A 17,994-nucleotide genomic window follows, 5' to 3' on the forward strand; every position below is an offset into this window, starting at 1 on the left:
AGATAATTCCCGGCAAGATGTATGGTGTCGGTACCGGCCCCGGTGATCCCGAACTGCTGACGCTGAAGGCCGTAAAGGCCCTGAACAATGCGGATGTACTGGCCTTTTTCGCCAAGCGCGGTGCACGCGGCAATGGCCGCACCATCGTGGAAGCCCATGTACGTGCTGACATTCTGGAACTGCCGCTCGTTTACCCCGTCACTGTCGAAGAAGACAAGGACAGCGAAAGCTACAAGCGCGCCATAGACGGCTTTTTCGACCAGTCTGCGGCGGAAATTGCGGTGCATCTTCAGGCGGGCCGAAACGTGGCGGTGTTAAGCGAAGGCGACCCGCTGTTTTATGGTTCCTATATGCACCTGCATCTGCGGCTGGCACCACATTTTCCGGCAGAGGTCATTCCGGGCGTCACAGCCATGTCCGGCTGCTGGTCGTTGGCGGGCATGCCGCTGGTGCAGGGCGATGATATCCTGAGCGTTCTGCCCGGTACTCTGCCCGAGGAGGCACTGACGGCGCGACTGGCCGGAACGGATGGTGCGGTGATCATGAAAGTGGGGCGCAACCTGCCGAAAATTCGCCGCGCACTGGCCGCAACCGGCAAGCTTGATGGTGCAATCTATGTGGAGCGCGGCACGATGCCGACGGGCCATGCCATGCCACTCTCCGAGCGGGATGAAACGGCACCCGCCCCTTATTTCTCGCTGGTGCTGGTTCCCGGCTGGAAAGGCCGTCCGCAAGGAGTGCTGGCATGACGGGCAAGCTCACCGTCGTTGGCCTCGGCCCCGGCAGCCCAGAAGAGATCACGCCGGAAGCGCTGAGTGCCGTGGCGGAAGCAACCGATTTCTTCGGCTATGGCCCCTATGTGGATCGGCTGGATTTGCGCCCCGAGCAGCGCCGCCACGCCTCCGACAATCGCGAGGAAATCTCCCGCGCCGCCGCCGCCCTCACCCTTGCGGTACAAGGGGAAAAGGTGTGTGTTGTGTCGGGCGGCGATCCCGGCGTTTTTGCCATGGCGGCAGCCGTCTGCGAAGCTATGGAAACCGGCCCTGCGGAATGGCGCAATATCGAGTTTGCCGTGGTTCCGGGTGTCACCGCCATGCTCGCGGTAGCCGCAAAGGCCGGCGCGCCGCTGGGTCATGATTTCTGCGCCATCTCGCTTTCGGATAATCTGAAGCCTTGGAACGTCATTGAGAAACGCCTGATTGCAGCGGCGGAAGCCGGTTTCGTGATGGCCTTCTACAATCCCGTCAGCAAGGCGCGACCGCACCAATTGGGGCAGGCGTTCGATATTCTGCGTGCCCACCTGCCGGGAACGGTTCCGGTCGTCTTTGGTCGTGCCGCCGGTCGCGCTGATGAACGCATCAACGTGGTGCCGCTCTCGGAAGCGCAGTCAGACATGGCGGATATGGCGACCTGCATCATCGTCGGGTCCACGGAAACGCGGCTGATCGCGCGCGAGGGGCGGCGTCCGCTGGTCTATTCCCCGCGTTCCTGGATGGCCGGAAAGGCCTGATCCACATGGGCAGTGAGCGCTTTGACCGTCTGGAACGATGGCACCTCCGGCAAAGCCGGACGGCGGATCATGACGACCGGCAGCCCAAGCACCCGCGCCGCAGCGATCTTGCCGTAGCTGGCCGCACCGCCCGAATTCTTGGAAACGATCACCTCGATGTGGCTATCGGCCAGCAGCGCCCGCTCATCCGCTTCATTGAAAGGACCGCGCGCCGTGAGATAGCGAACATGCGGCAGAGTGAGCGGCGGCTCTACCGGATCGACACTGCGCACGAGATAATCATGCTGTGGGGCTGCCTCGAAAGGCAGAAGTTCCTGACGACCGAGTGCCAGGAAGGCACGGCGCGGCTCATGTCCCAAAGCGGCCGCTGCCGCCTCCACGCTTTCTACCTCGGTCCAAAGATCACCAGCCTGCCGTTCCCAGCCCGGCCGACGCAAAGCGATCAGGGGCACACCGGAAATATCCGCAGCCTTTGCTGCATTGGCGGAAATGCGGGCCGCGTAAGGATGCGTGGCATCGATCAGCAGATCGATAGCATTGGCCTTCATATAGTTGGAGAGACCTTCCGCCCCGCCGAAGCCGCCGACGCGCACGGGAACCGGCTGCTCAACGGGTACCTTGGTTCGGCCCGCCAGCGAAAGCTTCAGCCGGAAACGGTTCATGTCGCGCAGGGCGTCCGCCAGTTGCCGCGCTTCCGTCGTTCCGCCCAGAATGAGAATGGAATGCACCGCCATGGCTCCTGATCTATCTGCCTCTCTTCTACCCGGTCAGCCCTGGTTGTCCATCGTCGGCATCGGCGAAGATGGACTCGCCGGGCTTGGTGAGCGTTCAAGACAGGCAATTTCCGAAGCCGAATTCGTCTTCGGCGGCACCCGCCATCTGGAGCTTGCCAAGGCGGCAATCACAGGCGAAGCGCACGCGTGGCCGCAGCCGTTCGATAGCGGCATGAAAGCCGTGACGGCGCTGAAAGGCCGAAAGGTTTGTGTGCTAGCGTCGGGCGATCCCTTGTTCTTCGGCGTTGGCGTGACGCTGGCGCGGCAGATCCCGGCAGATGAATTTCTCGCCTATCCAGCCCCGTCGGCCTTCTCGCTGGCGGCATCGCGTCTGGGCTGGGCTTTGCAGGATGTCGAGACGGTTTCACTGCATGGACGCTCGCCGGATCTCATTCGTTCTCTGCTGCATCCAGGCCGAAAAGTTCTGGCTCTCACCTCTGATGAGCACGGCCCCGCAACGATTGCAAAGCTGCTGGCGGAGAACGGCTTTGGCGAAAGCCGGATCACGGTTCTTGAAGCGCTAGGTGGGGATCGCGAGAAGATAAGCCGGGTAAAGGCATTAAGCTTCGATCTGGTTGACCTCGATCCGCTCAACATCATCGCGGTGGACGTTCAAGCCGAACCACAGGCCCGCATTCTGCCGCTGGGCTTTGGTTTGGCCGATGAGCTTTTTGAACATGACGGGCAGATCACCAAGCGGGAAGTTCGCGCTGCAACGCTTGCCGCTCTCTCTCCCCGGCGTGGTGAATTGCTGTGGGATATAGGCGCGGGCGCGGGTTCGATCAGCATCGAATGGATGCTGGCACATCCCTCCATGCGTGCCGTCGCCATCGAGCATCATCCGGAACGGATTGCACGAATTCGGCGAAATGCCGCCTCTTTCGGCGTTCCGAGTTTGCAGGTGGTGGAGGGCAAAGCGCCTTCGGCACTTGGGGACCTGCCGACGCCGGATGTGATCTTTATTGGCGGCGGCGGCAGCAAGGACGGCGTGCTGGAGGCGGCCATCGCGGCGCTTCCACTCGGCGGCAGACTGGTCGCCAACGCGGTGACGCTGGAAATGGAACGCGTGCTGCTGGATGCCCACGCGCGGCTCGACGGCAGGCTCATCCGGCTGTCGGTAGATCGCGCCGAACCTGTTGGCCCGATGACCGGCTGGCGGGCGGCCATGCCAGTGACGCAATGGGCTTGGGTAAAAGCATGATGGCGCTTGGTATCGGCTGCCGTAAAGGCACATCAGCCAATGTAGTGCTGGCGGTCATTGACGAGGCACTGCAGGCGCATGGGTTAAAGCTCGTCCACCCGCTTGTTGTCGCCACCGGTGGCATAAAGGCGGGCGAAGAGGGCATTCGAGAAGCAGCGCTAAAGCTTGGTGCAGAGTTTGTCGTCCTGTCCGATGAAGCCTTGCAGGCCGTGGCTTCCCTTACCCTCACGCGCTCCGAGGCGAGTCTTGCCCATACCGGCCTGCCCAGCCTGTCTGAGGCAGCCGCGCTGGCCGCAGCCGGACCTGATGCCCGACTTCTTGGACCGCGCCACGTTTCACAAGGCGTGACCTGCGCCATTGCCCTTTCGGAGAATATGCCATGACCGTTCACTTCATCGGTGCCGGCCCCGGTGCCGCAGACCTCATCACTGTGCGTGGTCGTGATCTCATCGCCCGCTGCCCTGTCTGCCTCTTTGCCGGGTCCATCGTGCCGCGCGAACTTCTGGATTACTGCCCGGAGGGCGCACGCATCGTTGATACCGCTTCGCTGTCTTTGGATGAGATCGAGGCGGAATATCTGGCCGCGCAGGAAGCAGGTCAGGATGTGGCCCGCCTGCATTCCGGCGATCTCTCGGTATGGAGCGCTGTGGCCGAACAGATGCGGCGGCTGGACCGCCTGGGGATCGACTATACGCTGACTCCCGGCGTTCCCTCCTTTGCCGCCGCTGCCGCCGCGCTGAAGCGAGAACTGACCATTCCGGAAGTGGCGCAGAGCCTGATCCTGACACGCGTATCGGGTCGCGCCTCCAAAATGCCGGAGCGAGAAAACCTCGCCAACTTCGCAGCGACCGGTGCAACGCTGGCTATTCATCTGGCCATCCACGCGCTGGAGAAGATCGTAACCGAACTCACGCCTTTCTATGGCGCAGAATGCCCTGTCGCCATCGTGGTGAAGGCCACGTGGCCGGATGAGAAAATCCTGCGCGGCACACTTTCCACCATCGCCGCACAGGTGGCGGCAGAACCCATCGAGCGCACGGCGCTGATCTTCGTCGGCCCCGGTCTTGAGGCGGAGGAGTTCCGCGAAAGCGCGCTCTACAGCACGGATTATGTCCGGCGGTTCCGCTCGGGCAAAGGGAGTGATGAGACCTGATCCGACGGCGTAAATGGCGCGTTACCGACCAATTTGCCCTCTCGATCGAAAACCAGCACTTCCAGAGCTATTTCAGGTGACTGCAAGGCTTTTGCTGCCGTTTTCCAGGCAAGGGCTGCAACGTGATCACCCAAGGCAAGACCTTGAGCCTCTGCCAATTGGAAGGCGTGCAGAACAGAATTGGCCTTGGTAATCTCATCAGCTAAAGCCGCATCTGCACCGGCTTCGGTTGCCACTTTCGCCAGCGCCTCAAGATCCGCCAGACCGCGCTTGGAATGCACATCGAGCATGCCCTGAGCAAGCTTGGTCATTTTGGCGACGCCACCGGCGACGGTGACCTTCGGCACCGGGTGCTTGCGAAGATATTTCAGCATGCCGCCGACGAAATCGCCCATATCGAGAAGTGCGGTTTCCGGCAGATCATGATGCGCCTGCACCGCCTTTTCCGTCGTCATACCAGTGGAACCGGCAACGTGGGTCAGCCCCTCGGCGCGTGCCACATCAATGCCGCGCCAGATGGAATGAATCCACGCCGAACAGGAAAACGGGATAACGATGCCGGTGGTGCCAAGCACGGAGAGCCCGCCGACGATGCCGAGCCGAGGATTCAGAGTCTTCTGCGCCAGTTCTTCTCCATCGGGAATGGAGATTTCGACCTCAAAATCGGTGTCTGTGCCTGCCACCTCCGCAATGGCAGCGGCGATCATCTGACGTGGGACAGGGTTGATGGCTGGTTCGCCCGGCGGAATGGGAAGGCCGGGGCGCGTCACCATGCCCACACCTTTGCCAGCGAGAAAGCGAAGCCCCTTGCCCGCCTGCCCGCGACGCAGTGTCGCGATAACGAGAGCGCCATGGGTAACATCGGGATCGTCGCCCGCATCCTTGATGATGCCGGCGCGGGCAAAGCCTTCGCCTTGCTCTTCAAGGGCAAGAGAAAAGGCCGGCTTCTGGCCACCCGGCAGGGTTATCTCCACCATTTCGGGAAAGCCCTGCCCCAGAAGCGCAAGGCAGGCCGCCTTTGCCGCCGCAGCGGAACAGGTTCCCGTGGTCCAGCCACGACGCAACTCTTTGCCTTCAACGTCCATGGCTGCATCTATATCGTTGCGGTTGAGCATCGTCACTGGCAAAAGCATAGCATGACAGATAGCCGACTCACTCCCAAAGCCCTTATCATTGGCGCGCCCCGTTCCGGTTCCGGAAAAACCAGCGTTACCATTGGCTTGCTTCGCGCCTTTGCGCGACGTGGCATCCGGGTGCGCGGAGTGAAATCCGGGCCCGATTATATCGATCCGGGTTTCCATCAGGCGGCGACCGGTCTGGAAGGCCTCAATCTTGATAGCTGGGCCATGGAGCCGGATCTGGTGGCCCATCTTCTGGATCACGCGGCACAAGATACAGATCTGCTGCTGATCGAAAGCGCCATGGGCCTGTTCGATGGCATTGATGGCGGCGAGGGTCGCACCGGCTCCGCCGCCGATCTGGCGCGGCTTCTGGATATTCCGGTTCTGCTGGTGCTCGATGTATCGGGCCAGAGCCAGACGGCGGCGGCGGTCGCGGTCGGCTTCAGGCACTACGATGCAAAGGTCCGAACGAAGGGCATCGTCATCAACAGGGCGGGTAGCGAGCGCCACATACGCCTGTCGCGCACCGCCATCGAGGCAGCGGGCATGCCCGTTGTGGGTGCCGTTTTGCGCAGCGATGCGCTGGCTCTGCCCGAACGTCATCTGGGCCTGGTGCAGGCAAGCGAGCACGGCGGCATTCAGGACTATATCGACCGGCTGGCCGACGTGATGGAAACCTCTGTCGATCTCGACGCCGTGCTTTCACTGGCGCAGCCGATTGCCTTGCGGCGTGGAAACCCTGCTGCGGCCATTCCGCCGCCGGGACAGCGTATCGCCATAGCGTCGGATGCCGCCTTCACCTTCCTATATCCGCATCTGGGTGCCCACTGGCGGGCGCAAGGAGCGGAACTCGTGCCCTTCTCACCACTGAATGATGAAGGTCCGGCGCTCGATTGCGATATCTGCTGGCTGCCGGGAGGCTATCCGGAACTCCACGCAGGGCAGCTCTCGGCTGCCAACCGCTTTCGCAACCGTATTCGGCACTTTGCGCAGATGAAGCCGGTTCATGGCGAGTGCGGCGGCTTCATGGTGCTGGGAACCGGTCTCGTGGATGCCGATGGTGTTCGCCATGTCATGACGGCACTGCTCAGCCATTCCACAAGCTTTGCCAAGCGCAAGATGAACCTCGGTTATCGGCAGGTCCGGCTTTTGGCAGATGGTCCATTGGGTTCAGCCGGTGAGGTTCTACGCGGCCACGAGTTCCATTATGCCAGCGTCATCGATCCGGGTCGTGACGAGCCTTTTGCCGAAATCGCCGATGGAACCGGCCAGCCGCTTGGGCTGTCGGGCGGAAGGCGCGGCCATGTGAGCGGCACCTTCTTTCACGCGATAGCGCGGACAACATTGTAGACGCATTCCCGGACGGAAAACCGGTACCCACTTTTCCTGGGAATGCTCACAACTCTATACGCATTCCCGGACAAAAAACCGGTGTCCACTTTTCCTGGGAATGCTCTGGATCACTCAATGAAAACCCGCACGGTGGCAGCGCGTCCGCGCGAATCGATGACCGTGAGCGTCGAATAGCCCGCGCCATCCGGCTTCCACTCGGAATTGCGCGTGCGCGCCGTATCCTCCAATGGTTTGCCATTCGCCAGCCAGCGGAAGGGTGCCCGCCCGCCCTGCAATTTCAGCATGAGCGGCGCGATTTCTTCGCCACTACGCGCTCCAAGGTCCACTCTCGCACCTTCTGGAGGGTAGACGATCTGCGGTGCCGGTTCCCGCGAGGTGGACCGCAGCAGGCCATTTGCCATGACCGAATAGCGCCTGAGACCAATCGGCAGATCCGTCAGTGCCAGTCGTTGCGCACCGGGGGGCGCAGAGGGATGACCGGAGATGGCAAGACCAGAACGCGCAAAGGCCTCGAACAGAATGGGGGCCGCAGTGCCATAGCCTGTAATGCCGGGAACCGCGCCATTGTCTGGCCGGCCAACCCACACACCCAGCACATAACGCCCGTCATACCCGACGGACCAGGCATCGCGGTAACCGTAGCTGGTGCCGGTCTTATAGGCGAGACCGAGCTTCGGGCTCCCCTGCGGGGGAAGAACGTCGGAGAGGATATCCGTGACCTGCCAGACGGCGGAAGGCTCCAGCAGCGGCTGCATGCCATCCCGCTTCGGCTGATCCCGCACGCCATCGCCGAGCTTCACCGGCCAACCCTGATTGGCAAGCCCGGCATAGAGCTGCACGAGATCCTTCAGCGTCATGCCGACGCCGCCGAGACCGATTGCAAGCCCCGGCGCTTCGCCCGCCGGCAGAACGGGCCGAACCTCTGCCCGCCTGAACCGCACCATCAGACGGCTGGGGCCAACGCCCTCCAGAACCCGCACCGCTGGTACGTTCAGCGACAGTTGCAGGGCCTGGCGAATGCTGACATCGCCCTGATAGCTCATGTCGAAATTCTTCGGTCGATAGCCGGAGAAATCGGAAGGACGATCCTCGATGATCGTTTCCTGCGCGACTAGCCCTTCCTCGAAGGCGAGGCCATAGATGAAAGGCTTCAGCGTCGATCCCGGCGAACGGTTGATGCGCGTCATGTCGATCCAGCCGGACCGGGAAGCATCGAAATAATCGGCGGAACCAACATCGGCGATAATCTCTCCCGTGGTCGAATCCGCCACCATCATGGCCAGAGAAACCTTGGGCGGCAGCCGCGCACCTGCTTCTCGTGCCACGCGTTCCAGCGCGTCCTGCACCGGCTTGCGCAAGGTCGTTCCGTAAACTGCCTCACCCGGTGCCTTGCGCAAGGCAGCCTCTGCCAGATGGGCGGCAAGGGCTGGCAGCTGCCGTCTCTCCCGCGGCACAGCCACCAGCGAGGCGCGATCTGCCTCGCCTTCTCCCACTGCGGCTTCCACATGGGCGCGGGCCAGAACGCGCTCGCGCGCTGCCTTGGCTGCGTCTGGAAAGCGATCCGGCCTTCTGCCTTCCGGCGATTGCGGCAGGGCCACCAGCAGCGCGGCCTCCGCCACCGAAAGCCGCTTTGGCTCTTTGCCGAAATAGGCAAAGCTTGCGGCCCTTACCCCTTCCAGATTGCCGCCATAGGGTGCCAGCGAAAGATAGAGGTCGAGAATTTCCGCCTTCGACAGACGGCGCTCGATCTGCACCGCCCGCGCCATCTGTTTAAGCTTGGCAAAAACGGATCGGCTTTCGCGCGGCTCGATGAGGCGCGCGACCTGCATGGAAAGGGTGGAGCCACCGGACACGATGCGCCCATGCGTGACAAGCTGAAACGCCGCACGCCCCAGCGCCCGGACATCCACCCCGGAGTGCTGGTAGAAACGATGATCCTCATAGGCGATCAGCATGCGGATGAACTGCGGATCGACATCGCCCGCTTTTGTCTTCAACCGCCACAGACCATCCTTCGTGGCAAAGGCGCGCAGCAACTGCCCGTCTGCATCGCGCACCTCTGCAGACCGGGCACGCGCTGCCTCCAGCGGTGGCGGATAGGCGCGGTCAGCGGCTTCGAGTGCCATGGAAAGGGACACGGCGACAACAAGCATTGTCGCCGCCCCACCTGCCAGCCACGTGCTGAGCCGCCTGCCCATACCCTTTACTGCGCTTCCTGAACCTGCATGCGGCCCGCCGCAGAGCGCGCCGACAATTCTGGCCGGTACATATCTTCCACGCTGGCTGCTGGATGATCATAGGTTCCGGGTGTCACCGCCCGCACGACATAGGCCAGCGAGAACTCGCGGTTATCGCCCTTGTTACGATCGAACGCCGCGACAAAACGGTCGTTGCGGAACTCCGTATGGGCCACCTGCACTTGGCCGACCCATTCGAAATTGGCCAGCTGCGCGCTATCCACGAGATTGGGGTTGTCGATCTCGAAGCCCGCCGGAAGCAGATCCTGCACAAGGATGCGGGACGGCCAGTCATTCGTTTCGTTGACAGTCAGAACCACAACATAACGCTCGTTCTGCTTAGCCTCAGTGACATTCGCTTCCTGCCCATCCAGCGTGTAGTAGGCACGGGCGATGGCAAAGCCATTGCCTCCCGCTGCCGGTGGCTGCTTGGGCGAAGCATAGGTGGTGATGACTGCCGAAACCGGCTCGCTGGCGCGGTTGGTCAGCGTCACCGGCTTTGCCAAAAGCTCATCACCCGTCATCTGCTGGCGGTAGGCACCTGTGGTCACCTGCCCGTTTACATCCACCTTCAACCCGCTATCACCGTTTTGAAGGGCACGCGCCGCCAGAAGCATCCAGACCTGCTCCTGCGTGCTCATGTACTTCCTCTTGCGCGCTTCCTTGGCAACGGCTGCCGCAAGTTGCGGAACGATTGCCGGAACCGGGCGGCTTTCCGCGGCCAATGCCAAAACCGCCGCACCATCTCGCAGAGTGGAACCATAATCCGACCGCGACCAGCTGACTTGCGTTGCAACAGCCTGTTCTGTCATCTGAAGGGCGGAGGCGAACACTGTCTTCGACCGTTGCGTATCGCCGTAAAGCGAAAGGGCAGCGGCCAGATGTGCCTTGGCCAGCGGTGTGGGGAAATCGTTCAGCATTGTATCGGCGTAGTAGCGCAGATCGCTGATCGAGGCCTTGCGGTTACGGGCGAGAACATAGAGCGCGTAGGAAACCTGCTCGCCCTGATCCTTGATGTTGACCTCATAGGCCAAAGAGTTCTGCAGGTTTTCCAGCGCCTGCACCAGCGCCCGATCCGGCACATCGAGACCCTGTTCACGCGCCCGGGTCAGGAATTCCGTCACATAGGCATCCAGCCAGCGATCGCCCGAACCAGGCCCCCAAAGGCCAAAGCTGCCGGACGAAGACTGATAGGCCAGCACACGGTAGATGGCATCCTGAACCCGCTTCTTGACATCGGGATCGTCCGCCATGCCGCTTTGCCTGGAAAGCTCGGAAAGATAAAGCAGCGGCACCGCACGGCTGGTCGTCTGCTCGGCGCAGCCATAAGGATAGCGATCGAGCGACATCAACAGCGCCGGGATATCGAAATCTGCCGAGCGGGTTACGCCAAGCGTCAGGCTTGCGCCCTGCAATTGCGCATCTGCCAGCAGGTTGCCATCCACCGTGAGGCTCTGGTTCGGCGCAAGCGAAATGATGCGCTTTTCAGTAACCGGCAGCACCGCCGGGCGCACCGGCAGTTCAAGACGCTGCTGCATGGGCGCAAGACCGTTTCCAGCCAAAGTCACCGTCAGCGATCCATCGCCAACACGTGCGCCCTTGATGGCAAGGTTGACCGTGCTCTTGGCACCGGTATTCAGCTTGACGGTGCGGGATGCATTTGCCCCTGTGACACTGATCTGCGGGCTGGCGGCGATGGAAACCTGATAATCACCCGCCGGTGCATCCGTGTTGGCGATATCGAGCCGCAACATGGCCTCATCGCCGGGGGCGAGGAAACGCGGCAGGCTTGCGGTCAGGACGACCGGGTCGCGGATCACCACATCCTTCGTGCCATGGCCGACTGCGGTTTTCGTCCAGGCCACAGCCATCACCCGGGCCGTGCCGTTGAACTGTGGGATATCGAAGCTGACATTGGCCTTGCCATCCGGCCCGACGCGCACGATGCCGGAGAAGAAGGCAATCAGCTTTTCCTTCGGCGGGCTGCCTTGCAGCGCCACGCTTCCGCCATCGCCGCCGGTGCGCAGCTTGCCCGTCGCGCCCAGCGACCCATCGATCAGGCGACCGTAGATATCGCGGATTTCGAGGCCAAGACGGCGCTGTCCGAAATACCAGTTGTCGGGCGCAGGCGGTTCATAGCGCGTGAGGTTCAGGATACCGACATCGACAGCGGCAACCGTGACATAGGCTTCTTCGCCAACGCTCGCGCCCTTCACATCCACGCCGATCTGCAGCGGTTGGCGCGGCAAGGTCTTGTCCAGCGCCGTCAGCGAAACAGTCAGATCGCGATCCTGCGGGTCCACCTTCAGCCAGGTTACGCCGATGGCGCGCATGGGCATGCGGCTTTCGCGTGCATTGCCGGGACGATAAAGCGAGGCGGTGACATAAGCCCCCGCGCCCCATTCCTTCGTCACCGGAATGGAAACCTCACCGCCTTTATCGCCGATTGAGACATTCTGCACGGAGATCAGATTTTCCGCGCCATTGGCGATCATCAACTGGCCGGCATAGCGGGAGGAAACTTTGAGCTTCGCCGTTTCCCCAACCTTGTAGGAGGCCTTGTCGAGCGCGATTTCCAGCGCATCCGGTGTTTCGGTCGAGGTCGCGGTCACGAACCAGCCCGCATCGAACTCGACGCTGGAGGCGGGCGCATCCGGCTCGGGGCCGGTGACTTCCAGACGATAGCGGCCCCATTGGACGGGAACGGAAATCTTGCCGCCATCTACCGCTGCGACATCCACCTTGCCATTGGCGATCTGCTTCGTGCGGTTGACCGGTTCGTAACGCCAGGAATTGCCTTCGCGATACCATTGATAATCGCGCTCGATCTTGACGAGCTTCCACAACAGGCCAGGGGCAGCCCGCTTCTGGGCATCGGCACCGATCATGATGACGTTGAAATTCGCCACAGCATTCTCGGCGAGATCGCCCGAGAATTCCGGCTTGATACCGATGCGGTCGCCATCGGCGCGAACGGGCAGCGTCAGCGTGCGTTCGACAGCGCGACCGCCGCCTTCTTTCAGGCGCACGACGATGTTCGCATCCGTCAATTGCGTGGTATAGGCAAGCTCGGTCAACCCGCCGTCAAAGCTGGCTTTGCCCTGCTCGTCGAGCGGATCAAGCGCTTCCAGCGGCAGCCGCTCGGCCTCACTTGCCTCTTCGTCAGCCAGACCAAAGAAATAGCCTTTGAACGCTTCGCGCTCTCGCGTGTGCTTGAGCACGATTTCGCCTTCGAGCCCAAGTCCGGCAGCCGGCGCGCCATAGAGATAACGGCCATCGACGGTGATCGGCGTCTGTTCGCCCACGACGATTTCTTTTGCCTCGCTCTTCAGATCAAACTCGATCCGGTCGGGCACGAAATCATCGACGAGGAAGCGCTTTTCAGCAATGGCGGTCGCCTTGGGGTCCGTGAATACCTGCATGGTCCAAGTGCCGCGCATGGCGCTGGCCAGAACCGGCAGATCCACTGCATAGCCGCCCAGCGTTCCCGTTCCCGTCATGCGGCGGTCTTCAACGCCGTCAGGCCGCAAGAACACGAAGGTCAGCGGCAATTGATCGATGGCGTTGGATGTCACGTCACGCGCCAGAAGCGCTGCATGAACCGTTTCACCGGGTCGATAGATGCCGCGTTCCGTCCAGGCGTAGACATCGATAGCACCCGGAGCCGGACGGCCCGTCACGCCGCGATCGGACAGGTCGAAGCCTGCGCGTGTCATGTCGAGGAAAACGAAATCCTCGCCGCCCTTCGAAGCCATCAACACGGCTGGAACCATGCTCGCCGTGCCGCGAATGAGACCCACGCTGAACACGGCCTTGCCATCGGCGTCGGTCTTGGCGGTGCCGAGGATCTCGTTGTTCTTGGCCAGCAATTGCAGGTCCACGCCGACCGCCGGTTCGGCAGAGCCAAGCGAGCGCACGAAAACGTTCAGACCGTCGGTTCCGGCAAAGGTGCTGAGGCCCAAATCGGACACCACGAACCACTGCGTGGCCTTGTTCTCCCATTCATTGACATTGCCCGTGCCAGTCGCCGCCGTCAGCACATAGACGCCGGGCTTGCGCTTCGGCAAAACCTCATCGACCGGGAAGCTCGTCACCACATCCTTGTTGATGTCCTGAGCGATATCGATAGAGCCCTGCCAGACCAGTTCGCCATTGCTCTGCCCGACCTGACCGGCGGTGTAACCGTCCATCTGGGTGAGAAACTGCGAATTGGCGAGCAGCGGCGCAATGCCTCGGTCGCCAATACGGTAGAGCTTCAGATTGGCGCTGCTGGTGTTGACGGATACGATGGGAATGCCGCGCCGCGCCGTCGATGGCAGAACAAAGCTGTCGCCGGTGAAGCGCACAGCAGGCGAGCGATCCTTGACGTAAATATTGAGGTCAACGGCTGCCGGCAGGCTTTCATCGACGCTGGAGGGAAGGCCACGGCGCAGGGTCAGCTTATAACGCTCGCCATGCTTCAGACCCTCGACGCAGATTTGCTTGTCCTTGGCTTCCACCGCTTGGGGGGCCTGGCCGTTGAGCACCACGAACTGGCCGTAATCCGTACCGGTTTTCAAAAGCGCTTCGGAAAACTGTACGCAGGCGCGCGGGCTTGCCGCATCGGCATCCACGCTGTTTCCCACGACGCGGAAGCCAAAGCGCTCCTTCAGATCGTTGTAACGGGCCTGAACGGTCTTGGACGGAACGAGCGCCAGGCTTTCCTTCAGCGCATCGATAGCACCCCGGTGGTTTTCCTGCGCATGAAGCGCATCACCCAAGAGGGCAAGCGCCTCGGCGCGGCTCTGCGCCGTACGAGAGGCATCATAGGCGTTGATCGCCGCCGAGACCGCCTTCGTCTTGGCGTCGGCATCATCCTTGATCTGCGCGGATGCCCTGGAAAGCTCGCTCCACAGGCCTGAATCATCCGACTCGATGCTGAGTGCCGCCGTCAACGCATTGATGGCCGCTACCGGATTTCCATTGACGAATTCAAGCTGCGCCAGCGCCTTCAGGCTTTCCAGCCCCTGCCCTTCCAGTTCTGGCGGAACGGCCAATTCATCGCGAAGAGCAGCAGCCTGATTGGTCGCCTCATCGCCAACCATGGAAAGCGCTGGCGGCGCACCGATATCCGGCTGGCTGTTGGCGACAACGATCTTGCCGGCAACCGCACCGGCAAAGCTGTTCAGCTGGTTGTAATCGGATTTCAGAAAACACCACTTCGCCTTCACATTGAAGGTAAAAGCGCGGCATGATTTATCGTCGATGCAGGCCGTCTGGCACTGCTGGAGCGTCACGTTTTTGACCGTCCTCAGGTCGAAGCCGATGTAATCGCTCTCCTCAGTCGTTTCGATTGCGCGGTTCGACTGCGGCGCCTTGGTCGCCTGCTGCGCCTGGACGGGACCGAGAAGGCCAAGGGCCAGAAAAGAGGCGACCGCAAACGAGATTCGCTTCGACATGATGTCCTCCCACCGCAGCATGAACGGCAATGTCGGCAATGATCGCCGATCAACAAAGTCTTCTGTCGTTAACGTATGGTTGTCAATTGAAAGCATGATGACGCTCGGCCACAATGGACGCTCGTTGAACTGCTGACGGCTCCACACAGGCTCATCCACACCATGTCAAATCCGCCCGATCAGACCCTGCAGCCACTGCTGAAAGTTGCGTTTCCGCCCGGAGAGCGGCTTGGGCGCGGCAAGATCGAGCTGCTGGAGCATATTCGTGAAACCGGGTCCATTTCGGCAGCCGGTCGCCGCATGGATATGTCGTATAGGCGTGCCTGGCTGCTGGTGGATGCGATCAACACGATGTTTGCAAAACCGTCAGTTGAATCCCAGCGCGGTGGCAAGCAAGGCGGCGGAGCGCAATTGACGGAATTTGGTGAAGAACTGATCCGCCGCTTTCGGCATATGGAAGTCATTCTCCAAAGCGCGCTTGCAGACGACCTCGATTGGCTGAATGAACATCAAAGCAAGATCAGCGCGCGCGACCCGGCGGATCCAGCGCAACCGTCTTGATGATGGCGTGAATGGATTGCCCCACCATCAGGTCCATTCGCTTGGCAGACAGACCAGTAATGCGGGCCCGCAGCACTTCCTCCCCGCACAGAAGCGCTATATCCACCGCGCCACCATCCGAACCTGTCATGGCGCGGATTTCACCTTTCAGAACATTGAGGGCTGAGATCCCTTGCGGCTTTGAGGTCGCCAGCAGAACCTCTCGGGCAGGAATATGGACGCGAAGCTTTTGCCCTTCATGGAGATCGCCGCGTGGAACCAGGAGACGACAGCCGCGAAGCGCGATGGCCGCAAGATCGGGATCCTCATCCTGAAGCCGCACCAATCCTTCCAGAACGCTGCCGCTTTCGCGCCCCGTGGCAATGGTCTGGATGCCCAGAATTTCGGATGCATTGCCGATGCCGGTCACACGTCCATCCGCCATGGCGACGACGCGGTCCGCCAGCCGTGCCACCTCGCCCACTGAATGGCTGACATAGAGAATGGGCAGGTTCAGATCATCGCGCAGCCGCTCGATATAGGGCAGGATTTCCGCCTTGCGCGCCTCATCCAGCGCCGAGAGCGGCTCATCCATCAGCAAAATACGAGGGCTCGCCAGAAGTGCTCGGCCAATGGCCACTCGCTGCTTTTCCCCGCCTGACAATGAACCGGGACGACGCGGCAGCAATGCCTCCAGCCCCAGCATGCCGATGATCCTGTCCGGATCGGCAAAGGAGGACCGGCTACGCGCAAACCACTGCCCGTAGTTCAGATTCTGGCGTACGCTCAGATGCGGAAACAGCCGCGGCTCCTGAAAGACATAACCCAGACCCCGCCGATGCGGCGGGAGGCATATACCCTTGCTTGTATCCAGCAGCACCTGATCGCCGACGAGTATGCGCCCGTGATCGGGCCTCACCAAACCGCCGACAATGCGAAGCACGGATGTTTTTCCAGAGCCGGAACGTCCGAAAAGAGCTGTCACGCCCCCTTCCGATGTGAAGTCCGCCTCAATGCGAAAATCTCCTTGGCTATGACGGATCTCGACAGCGAAAGTCATTCGGCTTCGATCCTGTTGCCCACCCGGCGCGCCAGCGCTTCGGAAAGCAGCAATGCTGCCATGGAGATGATAATCGAAATGACAGTCAAGCGAAGAGCGCCCGCATCGCCCCCCGGCACCTGGGTGAAGGTGTAGATGGCGGCGGAAAGCGTTTGCGTTTCACCGGGAATGTTCGAAACAAAGGTGATCGTTGCGCCGAATTCCCCCATGGCCTTGGCAAAGGCGAGAACGAGACCGGCGATAACTCCCGGCAGCATCAGGGGCAGCGTGACCGTGAGAAACACCATCACCGGCGATGCACCCAATGTTCTGGCCGCCTCCTCCAGCTTCAGGTCCACTGCCTCAATGGAAAGTCTTATGGAACGCACCATCAGCGGAAAGCCCATGACCGCACAGGCGAGTGCTGCCCCCGTCCAGCGAAAGGACAGAATCAACCCGAAAGTACTTTCCAGAAATGAACCGATGAACCCGCGTCGCCCGAAGGCAATCAGCAGCAGGTAGCCGGTCACGACTGGCGGCAGAATGAGCGGCAGGTGGACGATGCCATTCAGCAGCGCGTGTCCCCAAAAGCGCTTGCGCGCCAGGATGTAAGCAACCGCTACGCCAAGCGGCAGACTGGCAAGGACGGCAACGCTGGCAACCTTCAGGCTGAGCCTGATCGCCGTCCACTCCTCTTCACTCAGACTTGGAAGTTCCACGCATGCGCCCCGTTTGTGAGAACTGTAACCGCGTGAACGCCGTTATGCGAGGGCATCATTTGAGGATTGTGAAGCCTTGTGCCGTGAAGAAACCTGAAGCTTCATCGGAAGACAAAAACTTCAGGTAATCGCTGGCCGCCGCGCTCTTGGCGTCGGTGACCTGCGCCACCGGATAGATGATCGCAGGATGGCTGTCTGGCGGGAAGGTGCCGACGATGGAAACGCCGGGATCAGCGGCTGCATCCGTCTGATAAACGATGCCATAGGGTGCTTCGCCACGCGACACCAGCAGAAGTGCCGCGCGAACGTTTTCCGCACCTGCCACCTTGGGCGCAACAGCACTCCAGGCACCGAGCTTTTCCAAGGCCGCCTTGCCATATTTGCCAGCGGGAACGCTGTCGACTGCTCCCATGGCCAGTTTGCCGTCTCCCACCAGCGCGGAGAGATCGAAACCGGCCTTGATGTCGACAGGCTTTGCTTTGTCCTTCGGCGCAACCAGAACGATGCGGTTGCCCAGCAGGTTCTTTCGACTGTCCGGCTTGATGAGGTTCTTCTTCGCCAGATAATCCATCCAGTCCAGATCGGCGGAAATGAAAACGTCTGCGGGCGCACCAGCCTCTATCTGCTTCGCAAGCGCCGAACTGGCTGCGTAAGAGGCCGTTACCTGATGACCACTTTTCCTAACGTAGACGGCATTGGCTGCATCCAGCGCCGTCTTCATGCTGGCAGCTGCAAAGACGATTATCTTTTCAGCAGCAAAACTTTGTGCGGGCAGAACAGGAAGCACTGCCAAAGCCATGGCAGCGATGAGTTTGAGAACCAGACTGCGGGTTTTCATGAGCTCTCCCAAAGCGAAATATCTGTGGGAATATAGCGAACCTCTTTCGATATTCCAGCATTATATCCGTAC

General features: G+C 61.2%; 14 protein-coding genes. 7 read left to right on the forward strand and 7 right to left on the reverse strand.

What is annotated here, in order from left to right:
* Positions 1-17: 17 nt before the first annotated feature.
* The gene (locus tag ASD54_RS19715; protein ID WP_062556314.1) at positions 18-749 is read left to right on the forward strand and encodes a precorrin-2 C(20)-methyltransferase; all 732 of its coding nucleotides are present in this window, start codon (positions 18-20) and stop codon (positions 747-749) included.
* Positions 746-1,510 carry a precorrin-3B C(17)-methyltransferase gene (locus ASD54_RS19720; protein ID WP_062556244.1) on the forward strand — a complete coding sequence of 255 codons (765 nt, stop codon included), beginning with the start codon at positions 746-748 and terminating at the stop codon, positions 1,508-1,510. Before ASD54_RS19715 ends, ASD54_RS19720 begins: the two co-directional genes overlap by 4 nt.
* On the opposite strand, the gene ASD54_RS19725 is transcribed toward ASD54_RS19720, so the two are convergent.
* A complete protein-coding gene (locus tag ASD54_RS19725; RefSeq protein WP_062556316.1) occupies positions 1,474-2,244 on the reverse strand; it encodes a cobalt-precorrin-6A reductase in 771 nt (256 codons plus the stop codon). The two genes, ASD54_RS19720 and ASD54_RS19725, sit on opposite strands and share 37 nt — an antisense overlap.
* On the opposite strand from ASD54_RS19725, the gene cbiE reads away from it, so the two are divergent.
* The 3 genes from cbiE to cobM are packed head-to-tail and all read left to right on the forward strand — an operon-like array spanning position 2,243 to position 4,637.
* A complete protein-coding gene (gene cbiE, locus ASD54_RS19730; RefSeq protein ID WP_162249595.1) occupies positions 2,243-3,484 on the forward strand; it encodes a precorrin-6y C5,15-methyltransferase (decarboxylating) subunit CbiE in 1,242 nt (413 codons plus the stop codon). The genes ASD54_RS19725 and cbiE overlap by 2 nt on opposite strands.
* Positions 3,481-3,867, forward strand: coding sequence for a cobalamin biosynthesis protein (locus ASD54_RS19735; RefSeq protein WP_062556246.1), 387 nt, complete (start codon positions 3,481-3,483; stop codon positions 3,865-3,867). The genes cbiE and ASD54_RS19735 overlap by 4 nt, the downstream gene beginning before the upstream one ends.
* Complete coding sequence (cobM, locus tag ASD54_RS19740) at positions 3,864-4,637, forward strand: precorrin-4 C(11)-methyltransferase (RefSeq protein WP_062556247.1); 774 nt, start codon at positions 3,864-3,866, stop codon at positions 4,635-4,637. Before ASD54_RS19735 ends, cobM begins: the two co-directional genes overlap by 4 nt.
* Here the strand turns inward: cobM and ASD54_RS19745 are convergent.
* Positions 4,592-5,722, reverse strand: a complete 1,131-nt coding sequence (locus ASD54_RS19745) for a cobalt-precorrin-5B (C(1))-methyltransferase (RefSeq protein ID WP_062556315.1) — start codon at positions 5,720-5,722, stop codon at positions 4,592-4,594. The two genes, cobM and ASD54_RS19745, sit on opposite strands and share 46 nt — an antisense overlap.
* Positions 5,723-5,773: 51 nt before the next feature.
* On the opposite strand from ASD54_RS19745, the gene ASD54_RS19750 reads away from it, so the two are divergent.
* Positions 5,774-7,108 (forward strand): cobyrinate a,c-diamide synthase, encoded by a 1,335-nt coding sequence (locus ASD54_RS19750; protein WP_062556248.1) that lies wholly within the window; start codon positions 5,774-5,776, stop codon positions 7,106-7,108.
* Positions 7,109-7,218: 110 nt separating this feature from the next.
* On the opposite strand, the gene pbpC is transcribed toward ASD54_RS19750, so the two are convergent.
* Both pbpC and ASD54_RS19760 read right to left on the reverse strand, forming a co-directional pair.
* Positions 7,219-9,309, reverse strand: a complete 2,091-nt coding sequence (gene pbpC, locus ASD54_RS19755; protein WP_062556249.1) for a penicillin-binding protein 1C — start codon at positions 9,307-9,309, stop codon at positions 7,219-7,221.
* A gap of 5 nt (positions 9,310-9,314) precedes the next feature.
* Complete coding sequence (locus ASD54_RS19760; RefSeq protein WP_062556250.1) at positions 9,315-14,786, reverse strand: alpha-2-macroglobulin family protein; 5,472 nt, start codon at positions 14,784-14,786, stop codon at positions 9,315-9,317.
* A 162-nt stretch (positions 14,787-14,948) separates the two neighbouring features.
* Between ASD54_RS19760 and ASD54_RS19765 the strand changes: the two genes are divergently transcribed.
* On the forward strand, positions 14,949-15,347 hold the full coding sequence (locus ASD54_RS19765; RefSeq protein ID WP_062556251.1) for a winged helix-turn-helix domain-containing protein: 399 nt from the start codon (positions 14,949-14,951) through the stop codon (positions 15,345-15,347).
* Here ASD54_RS19765 and modC read toward each other — a convergent pair.
* The 3 genes from modC to modA are packed head-to-tail and all read right to left on the reverse strand — an operon-like array spanning position 15,307 to position 17,922.
* Complete coding sequence (gene modC, locus ASD54_RS19770; protein ID WP_062556252.1) at positions 15,307-16,386, reverse strand: molybdenum ABC transporter ATP-binding protein; 1,080 nt, start codon at positions 16,384-16,386, stop codon at positions 15,307-15,309. The two genes, ASD54_RS19765 and modC, sit on opposite strands and share 41 nt — an antisense overlap.
* The gene (gene modB / locus ASD54_RS19775; RefSeq protein ID WP_062556253.1) at positions 16,383-17,084 is read right to left on the reverse strand and encodes a molybdate ABC transporter permease subunit; all 702 of its coding nucleotides are present in this window, start codon (positions 17,082-17,084) and stop codon (positions 16,383-16,385) included. The genes modC and modB overlap by 4 nt, the downstream gene beginning before the upstream one ends.
* A 55-nt stretch (positions 17,085-17,139) precedes the next feature.
* Positions 17,140-17,922, reverse strand: coding sequence for a molybdate ABC transporter substrate-binding protein (modA, locus tag ASD54_RS19780; RefSeq protein ID WP_062556254.1), 783 nt, complete (start codon positions 17,920-17,922; stop codon positions 17,140-17,142).
* Between the last annotated feature and the right edge of the window lie 72 nt (positions 17,923-17,994).

It is taken from the genome of Rhizobium sp. Root149 (genome assembly GCF_001427345.1).
Classification (GTDB): domain Bacteria; phylum Pseudomonadota; class Alphaproteobacteria; order Rhizobiales; family Rhizobiaceae; genus Neorhizobium; species Neorhizobium rhizoryzae.

Bases quoted from the DNA above. Each gene is read 5' to 3' on its own strand.
- ASD54_RS19720 (WP_062556244.1), top strand. From the start codon at position 746: ATGACGGGCAAGCTCACCGTCGTTGGCCTCGGCCCCGGCAGCCCAGAA.
- pbpC (WP_062556249.1), bottom strand. From the start codon at position 9,309: ATGGGCAGGCGGCTCAGCACGTGGCTGGCAGGTGGGGCGGCGACAATG.
- ASD54_RS19765 (WP_062556251.1), top strand. From the start codon at position 14,949: ATGTCAAATCCGCCCGATCAGACCCTGCAGCCACTGCTGAAAGTTGCG.
- ASD54_RS19735 (WP_062556246.1), top strand. From the start codon at position 3,481: ATGATGGCGCTTGGTATCGGCTGCCGTAAAGGCACATCAGCCAATGTA.
- ASD54_RS19715 (WP_062556314.1), top strand. From the start codon at position 18: ATGTATGGTGTCGGTACCGGCCCCGGTGATCCCGAACTGCTGACGCTG.
- cbiE (WP_162249595.1), top strand. From the start codon at position 2,243: ATGGCTCCTGATCTATCTGCCTCTCTTCTACCCGGTCAGCCCTGGTTG.
- ASD54_RS19750 (WP_062556248.1), top strand. From the start codon at position 5,774: ATGACAGATAGCCGACTCACTCCCAAAGCCCTTATCATTGGCGCGCCC.
- modA (WP_062556254.1), bottom strand. From the start codon at position 17,922: ATGAAAACCCGCAGTCTGGTTCTCAAACTCATCGCTGCCATGGCTTTG.
- ASD54_RS19745 (WP_062556315.1), bottom strand. From the start codon at position 5,722: ATGGACGTTGAAGGCAAAGAGTTGCGTCGTGGCTGGACCACGGGAACC.
- modC (WP_062556252.1), bottom strand. From the start codon at position 16,386: ATGACTTTCGCTGTCGAGATCCGTCATAGCCAAGGAGATTTTCGCATT.
- ASD54_RS19725 (WP_062556316.1), bottom strand. From the start codon at position 2,244: ATGGCGGTGCATTCCATTCTCATTCTGGGCGGAACGACGGAAGCGCGG.
- cobM (WP_062556247.1), top strand. From the start codon at position 3,864: ATGACCGTTCACTTCATCGGTGCCGGCCCCGGTGCCGCAGACCTCATC.
- ASD54_RS19760 (WP_062556250.1), bottom strand. From the start codon at position 14,786: ATGTCGAAGCGAATCTCGTTTGCGGTCGCCTCTTTTCTGGCCCTTGGC.